The sequence below is a fragment of the Mesorhizobium sp. WSM4983 genome, from assembly GCF_029625765.1.
Taxonomy (GTDB): Bacteria; Pseudomonadota; Alphaproteobacteria; order Rhizobiales; family Rhizobiaceae; genus Mesorhizobium.
The window spans coordinates 45,068-58,340 of record NZ_JARTVM010000012.1; the positions used below are offsets into that span (position 1 = coordinate 45,068).

The 13,273-nt window shown below is 61.8% G+C and carries 20 protein-coding genes; 3 read left to right on the forward strand and 17 right to left on the reverse strand.

What is annotated here, in order from left to right; all coding sequences use genetic code 11:
* Nucleotides 1-117 precede the first annotated feature (117 nt).
* The 6 genes from P9254_RS25020 to P9254_RS25045 all read right to left on the reverse strand — a co-directional run bounded on the left by P9254_RS25020 (nucleotide 118) and on the right by P9254_RS25045 (nucleotide 1,904).
* The gene (locus tag P9254_RS25020) at nucleotides 118-273 is read right to left on the reverse strand and encodes a hypothetical protein (RefSeq protein WP_164747239.1); all 156 of its coding nucleotides are present in this window, start codon (nucleotides 271-273) and stop codon (nucleotides 118-120) included.
* Entirely contained in the window at nucleotides 200-556 is a 357-nt protein-coding gene (locus P9254_RS25025) for a DUF982 domain-containing protein (protein WP_336619672.1), read from the reverse strand. Before P9254_RS25025 ends, P9254_RS25020 begins: the two co-directional genes overlap by 74 nt.
* Before the next feature lie 58 nt (nucleotides 557-614).
* On the reverse strand, nucleotides 615-890 hold the full coding sequence (locus P9254_RS25030) for a DUF1488 domain-containing protein (protein WP_095825916.1): 276 nt from the start codon (nucleotides 888-890) through the stop codon (nucleotides 615-617).
* Nucleotides 887-1,213: a hypothetical protein gene (locus P9254_RS25035; RefSeq protein WP_179293666.1), complete on the reverse strand. Its 327-nt coding sequence runs from the start codon at nucleotides 1,211-1,213 to the stop codon at nucleotides 887-889. Before P9254_RS25035 ends, P9254_RS25030 begins: the two co-directional genes overlap by 4 nt.
* A complete protein-coding gene (locus P9254_RS25040) occupies nucleotides 1,210-1,452 on the reverse strand; it encodes a hypothetical protein (RefSeq protein ID WP_095825915.1) in 243 nt (80 codons plus the stop codon). Before P9254_RS25040 ends, P9254_RS25035 begins: the two co-directional genes overlap by 4 nt.
* Nucleotides 1,453-1,553: 101 nt before the next feature.
* A complete protein-coding gene (locus P9254_RS25045) occupies nucleotides 1,554-1,904 on the reverse strand; it encodes a hypothetical protein (protein WP_278055457.1) in 351 nt (116 codons plus the stop codon).
* Between the two features lie 947 nt (nucleotides 1,905-2,851).
* Between P9254_RS25045 and P9254_RS25050 the strand changes: the two genes are divergently transcribed.
* The 3 genes from P9254_RS25050 (at nucleotide 2,852) to P9254_RS25060 (ending at nucleotide 3,664) form a co-directional block, all read left to right on the forward strand.
* Nucleotides 2,852-3,043, forward strand: coding sequence for a hypothetical protein (locus tag P9254_RS25050; RefSeq protein WP_067003253.1), 192 nt, complete (start codon nucleotides 2,852-2,854; stop codon nucleotides 3,041-3,043).
* 102 nt (nucleotides 3,044-3,145) lie between these two features.
* Nucleotides 3,146-3,328 (forward strand): hypothetical protein, encoded by a 183-nt coding sequence (locus tag P9254_RS25055; protein ID WP_095825914.1) that lies wholly within the window; start codon nucleotides 3,146-3,148, stop codon nucleotides 3,326-3,328.
* 117 nt (nucleotides 3,329-3,445) lie between these two features.
* Nucleotides 3,446-3,664, forward strand: coding sequence for a hypothetical protein (locus P9254_RS25060; RefSeq protein WP_095825913.1), 219 nt, complete (start codon nucleotides 3,446-3,448; stop codon nucleotides 3,662-3,664).
* A 635-nt stretch (nucleotides 3,665-4,299) separates the two neighbouring features.
* Here P9254_RS25060 and P9254_RS25070 read toward each other — a convergent pair.
* The 11 genes from P9254_RS25070 to P9254_RS25120 form a co-directional block, all read right to left on the reverse strand.
* Nucleotides 4,300-4,518 carry a hypothetical protein gene (locus P9254_RS25070; RefSeq protein WP_095825912.1) on the reverse strand — a complete coding sequence of 73 codons (219 nt, stop codon included), beginning with the start codon at nucleotides 4,516-4,518 and terminating at the stop codon, nucleotides 4,300-4,302.
* Nucleotides 4,515-4,916, reverse strand: a complete 402-nt coding sequence (locus P9254_RS25075) for a hypothetical protein (RefSeq protein WP_127847692.1) — start codon at nucleotides 4,914-4,916, stop codon at nucleotides 4,515-4,517. Before P9254_RS25075 ends, P9254_RS25070 begins: the two co-directional genes overlap by 4 nt.
* Nucleotides 4,917-5,658: 742 nt before the next feature.
* Entirely contained in the window at nucleotides 5,659-6,261 is a 603-nt protein-coding gene (locus tag P9254_RS25080; protein WP_095825910.1) for a hypothetical protein, read from the reverse strand.
* A 493-nt stretch (nucleotides 6,262-6,754) separates the two neighbouring features.
* Nucleotides 6,755-7,063: a hypothetical protein gene (locus tag P9254_RS25085; protein WP_095825909.1), complete on the reverse strand. Its 309-nt coding sequence runs from the start codon at nucleotides 7,061-7,063 to the stop codon at nucleotides 6,755-6,757.
* Complete coding sequence (locus P9254_RS25090; RefSeq protein ID WP_127847690.1) at nucleotides 7,060-7,248, reverse strand: hypothetical protein; 189 nt, start codon at nucleotides 7,246-7,248, stop codon at nucleotides 7,060-7,062. Before P9254_RS25090 ends, P9254_RS25085 begins: the two co-directional genes overlap by 4 nt.
* A gap of 4 nt (nucleotides 7,249-7,252) precedes the next feature.
* Nucleotides 7,253-7,756 (reverse strand): hypothetical protein, encoded by a 504-nt coding sequence (locus P9254_RS25095; RefSeq protein WP_127847689.1) that lies wholly within the window; start codon nucleotides 7,754-7,756, stop codon nucleotides 7,253-7,255.
* A complete protein-coding gene (locus tag P9254_RS25100; RefSeq protein WP_095825907.1) occupies nucleotides 7,732-8,502 on the reverse strand; it encodes a lysozyme in 771 nt (256 codons plus the stop codon). The genes P9254_RS25095 and P9254_RS25100 overlap by 25 nt, the downstream gene beginning before the upstream one ends.
* A gap of 81 nt (nucleotides 8,503-8,583) precedes the next feature.
* Nucleotides 8,584-8,976, reverse strand: coding sequence for a hypothetical protein (locus tag P9254_RS25105; protein WP_245322459.1), 393 nt, complete (start codon nucleotides 8,974-8,976; stop codon nucleotides 8,584-8,586).
* A gap of 12 nt (nucleotides 8,977-8,988) precedes the next feature.
* On the reverse strand, nucleotides 8,989-10,974 hold the full coding sequence (locus P9254_RS25110) for a hypothetical protein (protein ID WP_095825906.1): 1,986 nt from the start codon (nucleotides 10,972-10,974) through the stop codon (nucleotides 8,989-8,991).
* Nucleotides 10,975-11,032: 58 nt separating this feature from the next.
* Nucleotides 11,033-12,406 carry a glycine-rich domain-containing protein gene (locus tag P9254_RS25115; RefSeq protein WP_278103907.1) on the reverse strand — a complete coding sequence of 458 codons (1,374 nt, stop codon included), beginning with the start codon at nucleotides 12,404-12,406 and terminating at the stop codon, nucleotides 11,033-11,035.
* 112 nt (nucleotides 12,407-12,518) lie between these two features.
* Nucleotides 12,519-13,268 (reverse strand): DUF2612 domain-containing protein, encoded by a 750-nt coding sequence (locus P9254_RS25120; protein WP_095825904.1) that lies wholly within the window; start codon nucleotides 13,266-13,268, stop codon nucleotides 12,519-12,521.
* Nucleotides 13,269-13,273: the final 5 nt, after the last annotated feature.

Sequence of the window (13,273 nt, forward strand, 5' to 3'; positions counted from 1 at the left end):
TTCCATCTGGGTGTGAGTACGAATCCAGCCGACGAGGGTCTTTGCCTGATAATGGCAACGGGGACACTCCACGTCGATTTCGAAGGTATCCGTCTCGCGCTTTGTCATCGCCATGCCTCAGCTTTCGTCAGCAGCGGGCTCTCGCGCTTCTTTCTGCTCTTTGGATGAAGGTTTCTCCTTCGCAGCTTTACCCGCAAGCTTAGCTTCTTTCTTGGCCGCCTTTGCCTTGTCTCGTTGACTCCGCTCGTATTGATAGTTTGGCTTCATCGCCATTCGAACTCTCCGTATGCAGGTATGGTAGTCTCCCTAGGCAAAAATGGCCCGCAGCCTCAAGCGCGGTGAGAAATGCGACAATCGCGTCCTCGGCAGCAGCATCTCCGGCGCAGCACTTCATCGCGTCCCTCCAAGCTAGGCTGTCGTTTCCAGGCCAATGGTCAAACAGGAAATCGGATGCCTGTGCGACAGGCTCAAAGAGAGTGAAGCCGATCGGACCGGCCATAGACAACCACGGAACCGGAATCTTGGCTGCCATCGTGCACCCTACGCCCGATTGCATGCAAAGACGAGCGTGGCAGGGGCGTATTGTTTACCCGCTTTGATCGCACCGGACGCTGCTACCGGAAATCCGCGGCGGTCAAAGTATAGGAATCGCGGCGGTTGCGGGCATAAACTTTCCCGGCGAGGTCCTGGATGGAGGGCCGCAACGCGTCAAATGCCGAAAGACAGGCCTTCTCGGCGCTTCCGTTTCCGCCCAGGGCAACGCCGGATTTTGCCAGCGCCTCGGCCTCGATGAAGAAACGGACTTGAAACATGCCGTCATAGCCGATGAAGCAGACGGCATTGCGTGCTTCATCGAAGCTTCGGCTCGGGTTCGGGAAGGCGAGCGTCATGACTGGCCTGCCGGTGTTTCGGGAGCGCCGGCGGTGAATGACCGCGCGGCGGTCCTCGCCTTGCGGCGCTCGCTGTTGCGAAGGTTGAGGGACAGCATGCTTTTGGTCGCTTCCGAACGGCTGAGCCCGATCATGAAGGCGCCGTCCACATATGCCGGGATGCCAGTGAAGACGTGATAAACCGTCCAGGAACGATCGGGTTCGACCCGGCGGCCATATTGGCGGTCTCTAAAGGCGCATGCCTGCGCGCCGGCTGCATTTTCCTCGCCTGGACGAGCCGAGGGTTCGCGAGCGGCATCGGTGCGCTGGTTACTCGCCTTCATGGTGGCGGCCCTTTGTCTGTCCCCGCCTGCGCGGGAATGACGCCGGAGTAGATCGTCGTCCCGTCGGCGTCGGCAATTGCGACCGCATCTGGCCACTGCGGCATGTTCAGCGTCCTTGCCAGAAGCAGCGCGATCTCAATCGCCGCGTCGAGGTCGGCCGCCTCTACGGTCTCACGGCCGACGACGGCGTGCGCGTCGTCGGCAACGCGCGTGCGATAGAATTCCATCACGACCTTCATCCGAGCCCGTCGCGCGCAAACATCCTGCCGTCAGCCCTTGCTCTTGCTTTGGGTGTGGATGCCGCTCGCGCCTTTGATTTGGCCGAACGCGCTCTCAGGCTTCAGCGGAAGCTTTTCTGCTTCGGCTTCCTGATCTCTCTGTTCGAGCGTTTCTGTCCCTTGGCCATGTCGAATGTCCTTTCGATGAGCCTTATGCCGCCGTGCGATACCTCGGCGACCGGTTCCAGCCTGTCCTCCGTGACCACCCGCTCGTGCGGTTCGGCGTCGCTGCGGATGCGATATTGCGGCGAGTTTCCCCTCGGAGGCAGGGTACGAGTGACATGGTAGATTTCGCCGGTCTTTGGACCGACGCCGAGACCGCCCTTCAACCGGACCGCCTGTCCGATGTCAAAAAGGCGCGCCGGGGCTCCGTGCTGGATGGGTCGTGCGTTGCGTTGCATGAGGGTGGTCATGGTTGTCTCCGGTCCTTGTCGAGCGCCGCCTCGAGTAAGGCCGGCTCAATCTGCACCAATTTTCCTTGGACCCCCGCGCGGAGATGGCTGGTGAACGCGGCCACGCGGCGCCATGCCGTGCGCGAAGCGCCTTCGAGAGACTCCTCAGCGAGGCGTATGAAGGTCGGCGTGGTGCGAGTGGTCACTTGCGGCTTTCTGCGGAAACGCGCACATGCGCCTTCCGCTTCAAATTCAGCCCAACCGCGAAACAATGTTCGAACGAAGCGACATGCCGCGCCGGGAGCGACGCAATGCATTCACTATCGACAATTCGGAGGCACGTGGCGAGGATTGAATGCCACTTCGACCAAATCAACGAATTTTATATATGCGCCCCCATTGCGCCGTTAACAAGGTGGTCGCTGCGTTTTATTTCTCGTGGCCAAATAACAAAGCGAAATACAGGGTCAAGAAAATCGGCCGGAATTCACGTCATCCGGCGCGATATTTTCCGAGTCTCGCAATTATTCCGGCCGATAATTTAGCGGGCCCGACAAATAATTTCGGTGATCCTATCTATCGCGAGGCAATCTGTTTATAGAGGGGTATGCGCACCCGTTCCGCGACAAGAAAGAAGTGCCCTTGGAGGATGATCGCCCGACAGCCGCGCCAACCGAGGAGCCTGGCATTTTGAGCACCGCCAGGGTCTTGTCCATGCGTGAACCGCCTCGCAGGTTTGGCAAGCTTGGCATCAAGGGGTCGTTACCTGTCCCGACGGGGCGGGCTAGTGCGAATGGCATGGAGACTGCGGCGAAACGCATGGGTGTGGCGCTCTCTTCATTCGGTCCACTCGCCTTGAGGCGTGTGTCGCGCTCTGGATTGTCGCTGTTGCTGGCCTCGGTTTTTATTATCTTAAAGCCTGAACTGGTCGGCATCTGGCGAGAGGCGAAAACGAGAAGGATGCGAGCATGGCAAACCGCTACGCGCTCAGGATGGACGAGCCGAACAGCTGGACCGTTTTCGATATCTTCACCGGCCAACCTGCCGAGTTCGAGAAGAAGATGATGGTCGGCATCAAGACGCGCCGGGCGGAAAAGATTGTTGGTGAACTGAATATTCAGGACGCCAAGCGGCGGGAAGAGGCCGGCCGGGAATCCTGATTGGCAAGCCCATAATGCGGTTCAGGGCTCCTGGCCCGGCCATGCGGATAATCGCGAATGTCGACTGCCCCTGCAGTCATTTCACGTGAAAGGATAAGACCCATGAGAACCATGAAAACACCGGATGCACGGCCGCTCGTGATCGTCGCGGTCGCGAAGTCACCCAAGATTATCTCAGCTCGGCTGACGATCAGAACCGACGAAGCAGCAAGGCGCAGGATTGCTGACACTGACGGCACTCTGAGGCGGGCACGCGAACTCGCGGAACGCAATCGCCTGATTTGAACCAGCCCTTCATTGGCCCAAGATGTCTACCGCAACAGCCGCCCTGGTGATTAGCGCCTCAAACTGCAATCCCGGCGAGGCAAGGTTGGGGTTTGGGTAACCGGTGGGATAGTGACAATGGCAACTCTCGAATTGATAACCGTTGAGGAGCGGCCCGGTGGCCAGCTTCTATTTAATGTTCGCGTGACCTCCACCGGCGGCAAAATAGAACTGCCGATCGCCATTGAGGGCCAAGGATCTGTCGCTTCGAATGAAACGACGGTTCTTCAGTTCGCACTTGGTTTTGCCAAAGACCTAGAGGCTTCGGTCCGGCTTCGCCTTGGAGTGGAAAAATAGCGGTCTCTAGCAGCGACGAGTCACTGTGCCAATGCATCATCGGCGAGACCGTGGCCGTCCAGTAACGCCGCCTGTGGCTTTTCTGTCCCCAGCAGCGGCTTCCACGACTAACGCCGACCGAAGCGACCTTGCTTTAATTCCCACGCCAGTATGGCAGGCCAGCCCACAGTGCCGAGACGCCGATCGCCACGAAAGTCACAGATGCACATTTGGTCCAGATCGGATGATGGTAACGAGCAACCAGCATTTCGATCGCTCGAGCTCCTACCTGCGCAGGACCGACGACAGCTCCGAGGGCGACCGCGGCAGCAAGCGTCATGCCCCCTCTCTGCAAAACCGTCAGCATGTGGACCGATAATGTGGAGGAGATCACGGCTGCGAGTGTGAGGGTGGTTGCGAGAACAACCATGATGCCGAGATTGGAATTGCTTTCACGAACCGGAGCCTCCGGCTCCGTCGGAGCAGATCTGGCAACTTGGTCTGGCGCGTGCGGCGGGCTTTTTATTAGTTACGCCTAAAGTTCTGACGTCAGTCGCCGAACGGTAGTCCAGACTTGCCTCGCTGCCAACGGGGCAAAGGCCAGGCCTGTGCGCCCATGGTCCCCTCGATGCCCTCGAAGGCCGGGCCCCCGATATCTAGGCTGCATCGTGCCCCGCTTCCTTTTCCAGCAAACGCGACAAGTGCAGTTCGTGAAGCTCCTGCATGCTTTCAACGAGTTCGAGGAATTCAATCGCCTCGGCAGCTGGCAGTTCGAGGCGTTGTAGTTTGGCTATCCGTTCCCGCTGCAGGGCAAGGTGCTGTCTGCCGAGCCTGACGTGCCCTCGCACCATCTCAATGTCATCAGCAAGCGTCATGAGCTGGAACGGCGGGGGACAGGCCTGACGTTCCCCTCGGGACCAACAGCAATGCAAGACGCATCGCTGACACCGTAGACCGAGCTGATCTTGTCGAGACCAAGCCGCATCACCTGACATTGGGCAAAGTTGAAGGCCGGCAGGCGATGCCTGAAGGAACGAATGACGGTGCCTATACCGGCCTCCTCGACAATGACGCGCCATTCGTGCCCCGTCTCGGCGATGGACACAAAGTTCCGGGTCAGATGCGGGCTTAGCCGGTGGGGGTCGGTCAATGGCCTGGTGTCCCGCAATCTCTGCTGGGAGCGGTCAATCGCCTTCCTCGCTTCAGCAATCAGCCTAACGTCATCCGCGGATAGGCGCGCGCGTGAAAAATACTTGACGGAATGGTCGGACATGACTCGCTCCGGTCTTGATGCAGACGGGAGCGCTAGGTCGCTGTCTCTCAGCCGCCGGCGTCCTTTGGCAGTTGCCGACGATAATGGTTAACATACACGAAGTCGGTTCTGTTCCCAACGAAATACGAAAAGACCTTACCCCGTCTCCGGGTGCAGACGGCCTGAAAGCTGCCACCTAGGCACGGGGCGGGCTCGAAGAGCGCGTCCAGGGGACGGTGCCAATGTCACCCGCATCTTGCACTATACACTTAGCTAAGGTGACCTGCGATGGAAGAGCTAAAGCTGCCCAAAGATGCTAACCTGGCCGGGAAAGTAATAGAAGGTCACTACCAGAGAGAGCAAAGCAAGATTGATCGGGGCTTGATAGGTGGAATATTTGGCACTCGGGATAGTGTTGCCGCAAACGTCGCAGCGTGATCACCCTCGTGGCATCTGCCGTCCTGATAATCTTCTCGGTAAGATGGGCTGGGGGCGACAGTTTTTCCTACAAGGATGCAGCGACAGCCCTTTCGGGCCTAATCTCATTGACCGTGGGCTATCTTTTCGGGCGATCGTCGAAGGATCGATCGGTGACAACAAAGCTGACCTCGGACGTCACTCGCGCCCGCCACGCTCGAACCCGCGGCTTCGGCCAGCACGCTTAACCGGCGATGTGCCAGTGGCGCGGCTGGCTTATTCGACGTTCGCCGGCGGGACAATGACGCTCGAGTCGTTGGACAACCTCTAATCCGCCAGGGTCCCGTCATGGTGAGTTTGGGACTAGCTCTGGGGCGGGAACAGGCGGGGTAAGACTCTCCTCAGGCGGCGGCGTCTGCGCCAGTTCACAAAGTTTCTGCTGTGCGCTGATCATCGCGTTGCCGGTGTTTACCAAAGACCGTATCTGGCCCTGAGACGTCGCCGCAATCTCGAAGAGCTCCTTTTGCGGCAGTCGCCTCAGTTTGTCCAACCCCTCTTTCGAAGCAATATAATTCTCTTTGAGGATACCATATTTTTCCAGGCTCTCTTTGTACATTTCCACGAGCTTGGGTGGGGGTGCGTAACAGTAAAGCTTCCGGAAATCTGCGTCGGTCATCAAAGTCGACAGTGCGATGCGTCTATCGACGCCATCAGAATTGACGTCACGATGGTCAGCCACATATCGGACAACCCGGTCGGTGGCCCAATCCCGGAGCTCCTTCGGCGCCTTGTCATTCAAAAGGATGGTGTAGGCGTTGTTGAACTCTTGGAGTTCAACACTTTGTCGTGTCTGCCAGTTGGCGAAAACAGCGTTCAAACAGACCGTGAGCACCGGGATGATGATCACGGAAAAACTGGTAAGCCAAAGCCCGGATTTACTCACTTCCATAACGCCTCACAGACCGCGCCTCGTCCAATGGCACTAGAAGTCAGTGTGACATATACGAAATTGGAAGGGTCCGAGGCCGCTTATTAACCGAATTCTTCAAAGAACGCCCGCGAGCACGAGGGCCCAACCGGCGATCTCAGCAAGCTGCCGCTTCACCGTTCTGATTTTGATCGTTGAGACGTGCTTCAGGTAGAGCTTCAGCGGATCGCTCACGTTGCGAAGCCGCCCTTGATTATGAAGGTCACGATCGCCGTGAGGATGCCGGCGATGATGATCCACATGACGCGGGTGAAGGGACTTTGCCTGTCCGACCTTCCTGTCGCCTAACGCAAAAGAGCCCCCACCGGCCGAAGCCGATGGGGAGACTGGAGGTGATGTGCAAGGAATTACAGGGGGAGCGCCTGCGCTATCTGAAGGTAGAGCAGCACCCCGAGAGCGCCGGCCAAGAGGAAAATCAGACCGGTCAGAACTTCGGAAGCGGTGCGCGGCAGCCTCACGGCTTCGGTCCTTTCAGCTGGTCGACTATCTGCGTCAGTGCCAGTAACAACCCCGCAACCGTCAAAATGATCCACATCGATGTGGAGCCCAGCCAGCGCAAGCGCGTCCAGAGTTGAACGACGGCGAACCCGGCTTCGAAATGGTCCTCGTTCAGATCGAGAAATTTGTCGAGCCGTTCGCGCCGCAGAGGATCCAGCCGGCCAGCCCAGATAAGGGCCTCGCGCTGTTTGCTGTCGAGGCGATCGAGCCAGAGGATCGTTTCCGGGTCGAGTTCGCGAAGACGCTGGGGCACTGCTGCGCTCATTTCACGAGCGCCTGGATGGTATCGCCCTTGGCGTGGTTGAGGCGAACGCAGTCCCCAAGCCGGCGGCGATCTTCCGCGTGCAACCGGGTCTCCTCCTCCGTCGAGACGAAGCGATGAGGGATATCGACCACGCCGACGCAATCCTGCATCACGCTTGGATCGACGTGAGCGGTCGGCTTCGGCACAAGGCTATCGACCGATGGCGTCGAGGCGCTCTGACACCCCTGCAGAGATGCCATCACGCTTGCAGCCAGAAGGATTGGTCGAAAGGGGCGGTGCATTGTCTTGGTCCTTCTGCGCGCGCACCAGGTCGGCCATGCGGCCGGCGTCGCTATGCTGCTTGTCGATGTAGGCTTGTGCGGCGGCGTCGACGTCCTGCTGGCGTGTCTTGTTGTCGGCCGCCTTCGCGATGGTGGCGAGCTTTATTTTTTCCTGCCACAGTGCGTCCTCGGCCTTTTGGCCGGCGCCATATGCCCGATCGACGCGCCCGCCGACGAGGCCGGTCAGCTGCGGACCGACAAAGGGGATGTCGCGCAGCGGGCCGAGCGGCAGGCCCTCGTAAAATAGGATGATGCCGCCGCCGACGATCAGCGGCAGCCCGACGCGGCTGATGCAGAAAGTCCAGACCGGGCCGAGGACGGCCAGAACCGGCGCGATGAAGGCAAGCATCATCGGCTCGCACTTATCATGCAAAGCGCCTCCTCACGCTTGCGACGTTCGAAGAGGCCGCGCAGGACCCTACGGCCGGCCCTATCGAACCAGGTCAGGGCTTGGCAGCCGCCCGAGACATCACCAGCGTTGAGGCGGCGCGTTGCAGTGCTCTTTCCCGCCCCGGCGGGGCCGACGTTGTAGGCCAGCGAGGTGTAGGCCGCATCACGCGTTGCAGGCAGGCGGACGTTGATCGTCTCCGTGGTGAAATACCTGTGCAGCCCGGTGCGATGCTCGGCCACCTCGACCTTGAGAAGGTCGAGGCATTGCTGGTCGGTCAGTACCATGTTGGCGTGTACGCCGCGCGTCGAGCCGTAGCAGATCGTCCAGACGCCCACGGCATCACGATAGGCGCGGTTGCGCTTGCCCTCTTCTTTCGCAATGAACGGCACCGCGATGTCGAGCGTCTGTGCCTCGGTTGCCGGACTGCCAGCCAAGGGGCTTGCGTTGGAGGGCCACGCGAGCAGCAGCGCCAACGCGAAGACGATCGCCGCGACGGCTATGATGCGGAGCCATTCCTTCCATGGCGACAGCCCCTGCTGGTAAACCCGCCCGACGATGCCGGCGAGCAGCAGCAGCACACCGAGCCACCAGGCGACATTCGGGTCATAGTCCTGCCCGGTCACGTGATACCAGAGCTCCGGCAGCACGAGCACAGCGAGGCCGAACACCTGCATCCAGAAACTCAGAGACAACAGCACCACGCGGCGCACGTCAGCGACGAGACGCATAACACTTCCTTTCCGCCCTAGAGGGCAGCTTGATCAGATGAGAACGAGGACTCGAGTCGACGCCGGCGTGCGTGCCCGCCGTCAGAGCAGCGCGGCGGCCGTGAAGAAGGCGTCGATCTGGGCCGACGTGTAGCCGAGCGCGGCGAAGCCGGATTCCATCATCGGCTCGCTGCGCACGAAGCTTCCACTGTATTCGAAGGCGTCTTGCATCTCGACAGGCTGCGTTCCGATCCAGGCGATGACCTGGGCGCGCAAACCGGCAACGCTTAGCTGGAGGTGGAATTGCCGAGCCGACACGCTTTCCGGCACAACGGCAGGCGGTGCCGGGGGAGCGCTGAACACGCCATTGCTATAGATGCCGCCGATATACCCCGGCTCCGCGAGCGGGACGATCGTGAACCCGTCGAGTGTGAAGGTCGGGTCGCCCTCAATGATGTTGACGACATCGGTGCCTTGGATGACTGCCAGTTGCATGAAATGCGATCCTTATTTGAACTCGAGTATGAGAACGACGCCGGGCGCGCCAGCGCCGCCAGCGCCAGCGCTGTACGAACCGCCGCCGCCGCCAGCGCCGTATGCCTGCGCGGCCGCGCCGGCATTGTGGCTGTTAGCGGTCTGGCCGCCCGCGCCGCCGCCGCCCCAAAAACTTGCGCCGCCCTCGCCGCCTTGAGAGTTGCCGGTCGCATTGGTGCCGGAGCCGCCGTCGCCGCCGCCGAGGTTGAGTGTGCCGTTGGCTGCCGTGCCGCCCCGGCCACCGAGGCTCTGAGAGGCTGCGGCAGAGCCACCGTTCGCAGTGACAGTGCCGAATGCGGATGATCCACCTGCGGCGCCGGCAGCGCCGCCCGAACCAATTGTAACGGTCTGTGCCGAGACACCGTTCATGAAGAAGATGGCCGTGGCGCCAGCGCCACCGCCGCTTTCACTGCCGCTGCCGGTGCCCGTCGTGCCGCCAGCGCCGCCGCCCGTCACGAAGACGATTGCACGGCTTGCGCCTGCGGTCGGCGTATAGGTGCCCGAGGCAGTCTTTACCTGGACGTTGACGAGCGTGCCGGCAGCTGCGGTCGCCGCAGCGGCCGCCGCAAATGCCGTGCTGGCGATCTGCGCGCTATTCGTGCCTGCCGCTGCAGTCGGCGCGGTGGGCACGCCGCTGAGTGCCGGGCTCACCAGCGTCTTGTTGGAGAGCGACTGCGCCGAGGACAGGTCAGTGACGATCGTCGTGTCGATTGCGAACTGCGTCCCCGCCAGGGTCAGGCCGTTGCCGGCCGTGTATGAACCGACGCCCGCCGTCTGTGCGAACGTGATCGGGTCGGTGCCAATGACCGGGTTTTCCTTGGCATTCTGCGTCCAGGTCGTGGCGCCCTGCGTCGCTCCACCCGTCACGAACGTCTGGTCGCCAAGATCGATGTCGGCGGAGAGATTGTAGTAGGACGCACGCGTCAGGACGAAAGGCGCGCCCGCGCTACCGGTCGCCGTCACCGTGTAGATGCCGTTCTGGAACGACGAGGCCTGGTTCTTGACCAGGATCACGTCGTTGAGGTTCGCGGCGACGCCATCGACCGTCAAAGCACCGTTGGCAGAGGCGGTGAGCGTGGCACCGACGCCGGATGCTCCGTTGGCATAGGTGACCGCCGGAAGCGCCGTGGTCGTGGCCAGCCTGGTCGCCGGCAGCGTCGTGGTGGCGAAGATCGCTGCCTGCACATAGGCCGTCGTTGCCAGCTTGGTCGAATTGTCGCCGGGCGTCTGGGTGACGGCGGTCGAGGCCGAGCCAAGGGCAACGGTCGGGTTTGTGGCGAAGACAAGCGGACCGCTACCGGTCTCGTCGACCATCGCCGCGGCGAGCTGGGCGCTCGTGCCGCCGGCAAGAAAGGCCAGCATGTTCGCGGCAAGGCCCGAGACGTCGCTGATTGCAGGCTGCGCAAACGTCGGGTTGCCGCTGGTATCGACACCCGTCCCGAACTGATGGGGAGGAGCGGCCGCAGATTTTACGCCACCAAGGGCCACGGGCTGCGGCGTGGGTAGATCAGCCCCGATCAGCGCTCGGAATGCGGGCACTCCGCTTCCGAAGGCCGGAGTAGCCAGGATAAGGTTGGGGAGCTGCGAAGCGAGCGATATCCCGCTGTCGGCAAGGGCAGTGCCGCCGGTCGCCGAGAAAACGGGAATGTCGCCCACCACGGAGTTCGACGGCCCGACGATGGTGCCGTTGGCGATCGGTCCGATCGTTTGCCCGCCGATCTGGAAGAAGAGCCCAAAGATGGTCATCCAGATCTGGCCGTCGACCGGTACTCCCGGAGCAGCGCCAGGAGGGATGCTGAATCCAGCGCCGTCGGACGTAGAGGCCTGGGTGTTGAGCGGCCCTTGCATCGTGTCGCCGCCCCGGTTCACCGGGGTATAGCCGAGCGCGTCCTGCTTCTGCGAGAACAGATAACTCCACTGGCCAGCGGTCAGGACATTGCCGTAGCTGAAGGGATTCATTTGTCCCAATCCGAATGTGTGTGAGTGGTTGGCTTACGCGAGGGCGACGATGCCGCGATCAGTCGAATTCGAAGATGACGACCACACCGTTGCCGCCGGCCCCGCCGGCGCCGCCGCCGTCGCCACCACCGCCGCCGCCGCCGAGAGAGCCCGGACCGCCGGGCACCTGGACGCCGGTCGAAGGAGTTGCGCCGCCGTAGCCGCCGCCGCCCCAGAACGAGGTGCCCCCGCAACCGCCTTCATGGCCTGAACCAGGCGAGCCGCCACCGCCGTGGACCAAGAGGGTTCCGGCGGTTCCGGTTCCCACCCCTTGGCCGCCCGCTCCAAATGAGTTGGTGCCGCTGGAAGAACCGCCAATGCCGCCGGTAGCGACGGCAAGAGCGCCGAAAGAGGTGGTTCCTCCGGAACCGCCGATGAGATCGGAACCGGATGATGGATTGGGGACGCCGCCGGCACCGATGGTGACGGTCTGCTGCGAGACCGGGCCGAAATAGACCGCCGTTCCGCCCGCGCTTCCGCCGCCGCCGGTGAAGCCGTTTGTCGTGGCATTGCCGCCGCCTGCGCCGCCTGCGCCCGTGGCAAATACGAGCATGCTCTTGGCACCGACCGTGGGAGTGTAGGTTCCGCTCGCCGTAATGACGCGCATGGCCTTCATCGCGCCGGGGAGAATAGCGGCGAGCGCCGAAAGGGTGACCTCGCGGTCCGCACCGTCCGCCACCACGTGCAGCGGAAGGCTGTCGTTCAAGGAAAGTGCGCCGGTGGGTGCCGGCAGAGTCGTGATGCTCAGCGAAAGGACCTGCTGATCGGTCGCGGCAAGGCCCGCGTTGGCGGCTACTGTCACAGCCGGGTTGAGCAGACGGAACGACGTCGTCGCGTTGTTGAACTCGAGGATGCCCGTGGCGCTCGCTGGCCATTGCTTTGCCGTCAGCGCGGTCCCGTCCATGTTGACGATAGGATGTGTACCGAGCCCGTCAATGTTGCCCGTCATGGCGCCGTTGTTGTCGAACGCGGCCTTCTGGACGACGAAGATCTGGCCGTCGACATAAGCGCCCGGCGCCGGCAGGACCGTGGCGGTGCAGACATTGGCCGAGCCCGCATCGGTACCGACCATGATGGGCGCGGATGCGGCTCCGATGTTGACCCAATTCGCGCCGCTCGTATCAGGGTCGGACGTATTGTCGTCGGCCGTGCTCAGCCAAACGACGCCGGTCGCCGCGCCGGCCAGCAACGCGCTCTTGGGATACCCGCCGATCGCTGCCGAGAAGGCCGGATCGTAGGGGACCAGACCGCCTGCATTCTGCCACTGCGACCATTGCGTGATCTGCTGCAGAATGCCGTTCATGTCCTGGCCGAACGGCGGCACGCCCCCCGACCCGACCGGCAGGAAGTTGAGCGGCGGAAAGCCGTCGGTCAGGGAGGCCGCGCCATTCACAATCCCGATCTGCGAGCCGAGCGGGATGGAGCGGATGTAGCTCGGGCTCGCCGAAGCTCCCCAAGCGACGGGGAACTTGGCAGGCAAGGCGGAAAGCTTCATGGAGGGATCCTTAGATGATGACGACCGACGCCTTGACGCCGGTTGGCTTCGGCAAGACGCCGGAGTTCTGGACGATCGCGAGTTCGACAGGGGTCAGCTGGAAGGCGAAGGTGTAGGTCATCGTCATCGTCTCGATCGACGAACCAGCGTAGAACGATGCCTGGTTGAAGCCGACGGAGTTCAACGATTCCTCGAAGCCGAACCATGTCCCGTAATTGCCGCCCTCGGTAACGTAGGCGTTGCCCCTGTTGGGGAAGAGGCTGAGCAGGATCTGGTTGATCGCCGGAATCGAGCCGTTGGTGATGTTGGCTGCAGCCTTGGCGAAGATGAGCCGGCGGTATGCCTCGTCCGACAGCGCGAAATTCGAGGTGAGCGGAGCGCCGGAATAGAACGCGCCTTGCCCGAACGGATCGGCACCCGGCTTAGCCTCATCGAAGCCGAACCAGTCCCCGGTCGTGACCTGCAAAACCCGGCTGACGCCGACGATGCGGCCCCAGACGTCGAGCCCGTAGCCCTGCGCCGTGTCGACGTTCCAGATGTAGTCGAAGAACGCATCGAAGTTGGCCGTCTGGTCGAGATACGAGAAGATGTTCTCAATCAGCTGCGTCAGCGTGGGCGCATTCGCATACTGGCTGATGACGGTGCGCCAAACGTCGAAAGGCGGGAAATCGCCGATCGGGCTGATGCCAATGGCGAATTGGCCAAAGCCGTTCGGTATCCCGGCCGGTGGCCTGGGATAGGGAGGTCCTGTGTCTTCCATGATCG

Excerpts from the sequence above, each read along its gene's own strand:
- P9254_RS25120 (WP_095825904.1), bottom strand. The coding sequence starts at position 13,268 with ATGGAAGACACAGGACCTCCCTATCCCAGGCCACCGGCCGGGATACCG.
- P9254_RS25025 (WP_336619672.1), bottom strand. The coding sequence starts at position 556 with ATGCAATCGGGCGTAGGGTGCACGATGGCAGCCAAGATTCCGGTTCCG.
- P9254_RS25085 (WP_095825909.1), bottom strand. The coding sequence starts at position 7,063 with ATGAGCGCAGCAGTGCCCCAGCGTCTTCGCGAACTCGACCCGGAAACG.
- P9254_RS25110 (WP_095825906.1), bottom strand. The coding sequence starts at position 10,974 with ATGAATCCCTTCAGCTACGGCAATGTCCTGACCGCTGGCCAGTGGAGT.
- P9254_RS25060 (WP_095825913.1), top strand. The coding sequence starts at position 3,446 with ATGGCAACTCTCGAATTGATAACCGTTGAGGAGCGGCCCGGTGGCCAG.
- P9254_RS25055 (WP_095825914.1), top strand. The coding sequence starts at position 3,146 with ATGAGAACCATGAAAACACCGGATGCACGGCCGCTCGTGATCGTCGCG.
- P9254_RS25030 (WP_095825916.1), bottom strand. The coding sequence starts at position 890 with ATGACGCTCGCCTTCCCGAACCCGAGCCGAAGCTTCGATGAAGCACGC.
- P9254_RS25045 (WP_278055457.1), bottom strand. The coding sequence starts at position 1,904 with ATGACCACCCTCATGCAACGCAACGCACGACCCATCCAGCACGGAGCC.
- P9254_RS25080 (WP_095825910.1), bottom strand. The coding sequence starts at position 6,261 with ATGGAAGTGAGTAAATCCGGGCTTTGGCTTACCAGTTTTTCCGTGATC.
- P9254_RS25070 (WP_095825912.1), bottom strand. The coding sequence starts at position 4,518 with ATGACGCTTGCTGATGACATTGAGATGGTGCGAGGGCACGTCAGGCTC.
- P9254_RS25035 (WP_179293666.1), bottom strand. The coding sequence starts at position 1,213 with ATGAAGGCGAGTAACCAGCGCACCGATGCCGCTCGCGAACCCTCGGCT.
- P9254_RS25050 (WP_067003253.1), top strand. The coding sequence starts at position 2,852 with ATGGCAAACCGCTACGCGCTCAGGATGGACGAGCCGAACAGCTGGACC.
- P9254_RS25040 (WP_095825915.1), bottom strand. The coding sequence starts at position 1,452 with ATGAAGGTCGTGATGGAATTCTATCGCACGCGCGTTGCCGACGACGCG.
- P9254_RS25020 (WP_164747239.1), bottom strand. The coding sequence starts at position 273 with ATGGCGATGAAGCCAAACTATCAATACGAGCGGAGTCAACGAGACAAG.
- P9254_RS25105 (WP_245322459.1), bottom strand. The coding sequence starts at position 8,976 with ATGCAACTGGCAGTCATCCAAGGCACCGATGTCGTCAACATCATTGAG.
- P9254_RS25075 (WP_127847692.1), bottom strand. The coding sequence starts at position 4,916 with ATGTCCGACCATTCCGTCAAGTATTTTTCACGCGCGCGCCTATCCGCG.
- P9254_RS25100 (WP_095825907.1), bottom strand. The coding sequence starts at position 8,502 with ATGCGTCTCGTCGCTGACGTGCGCCGCGTGGTGCTGTTGTCTCTGAGT.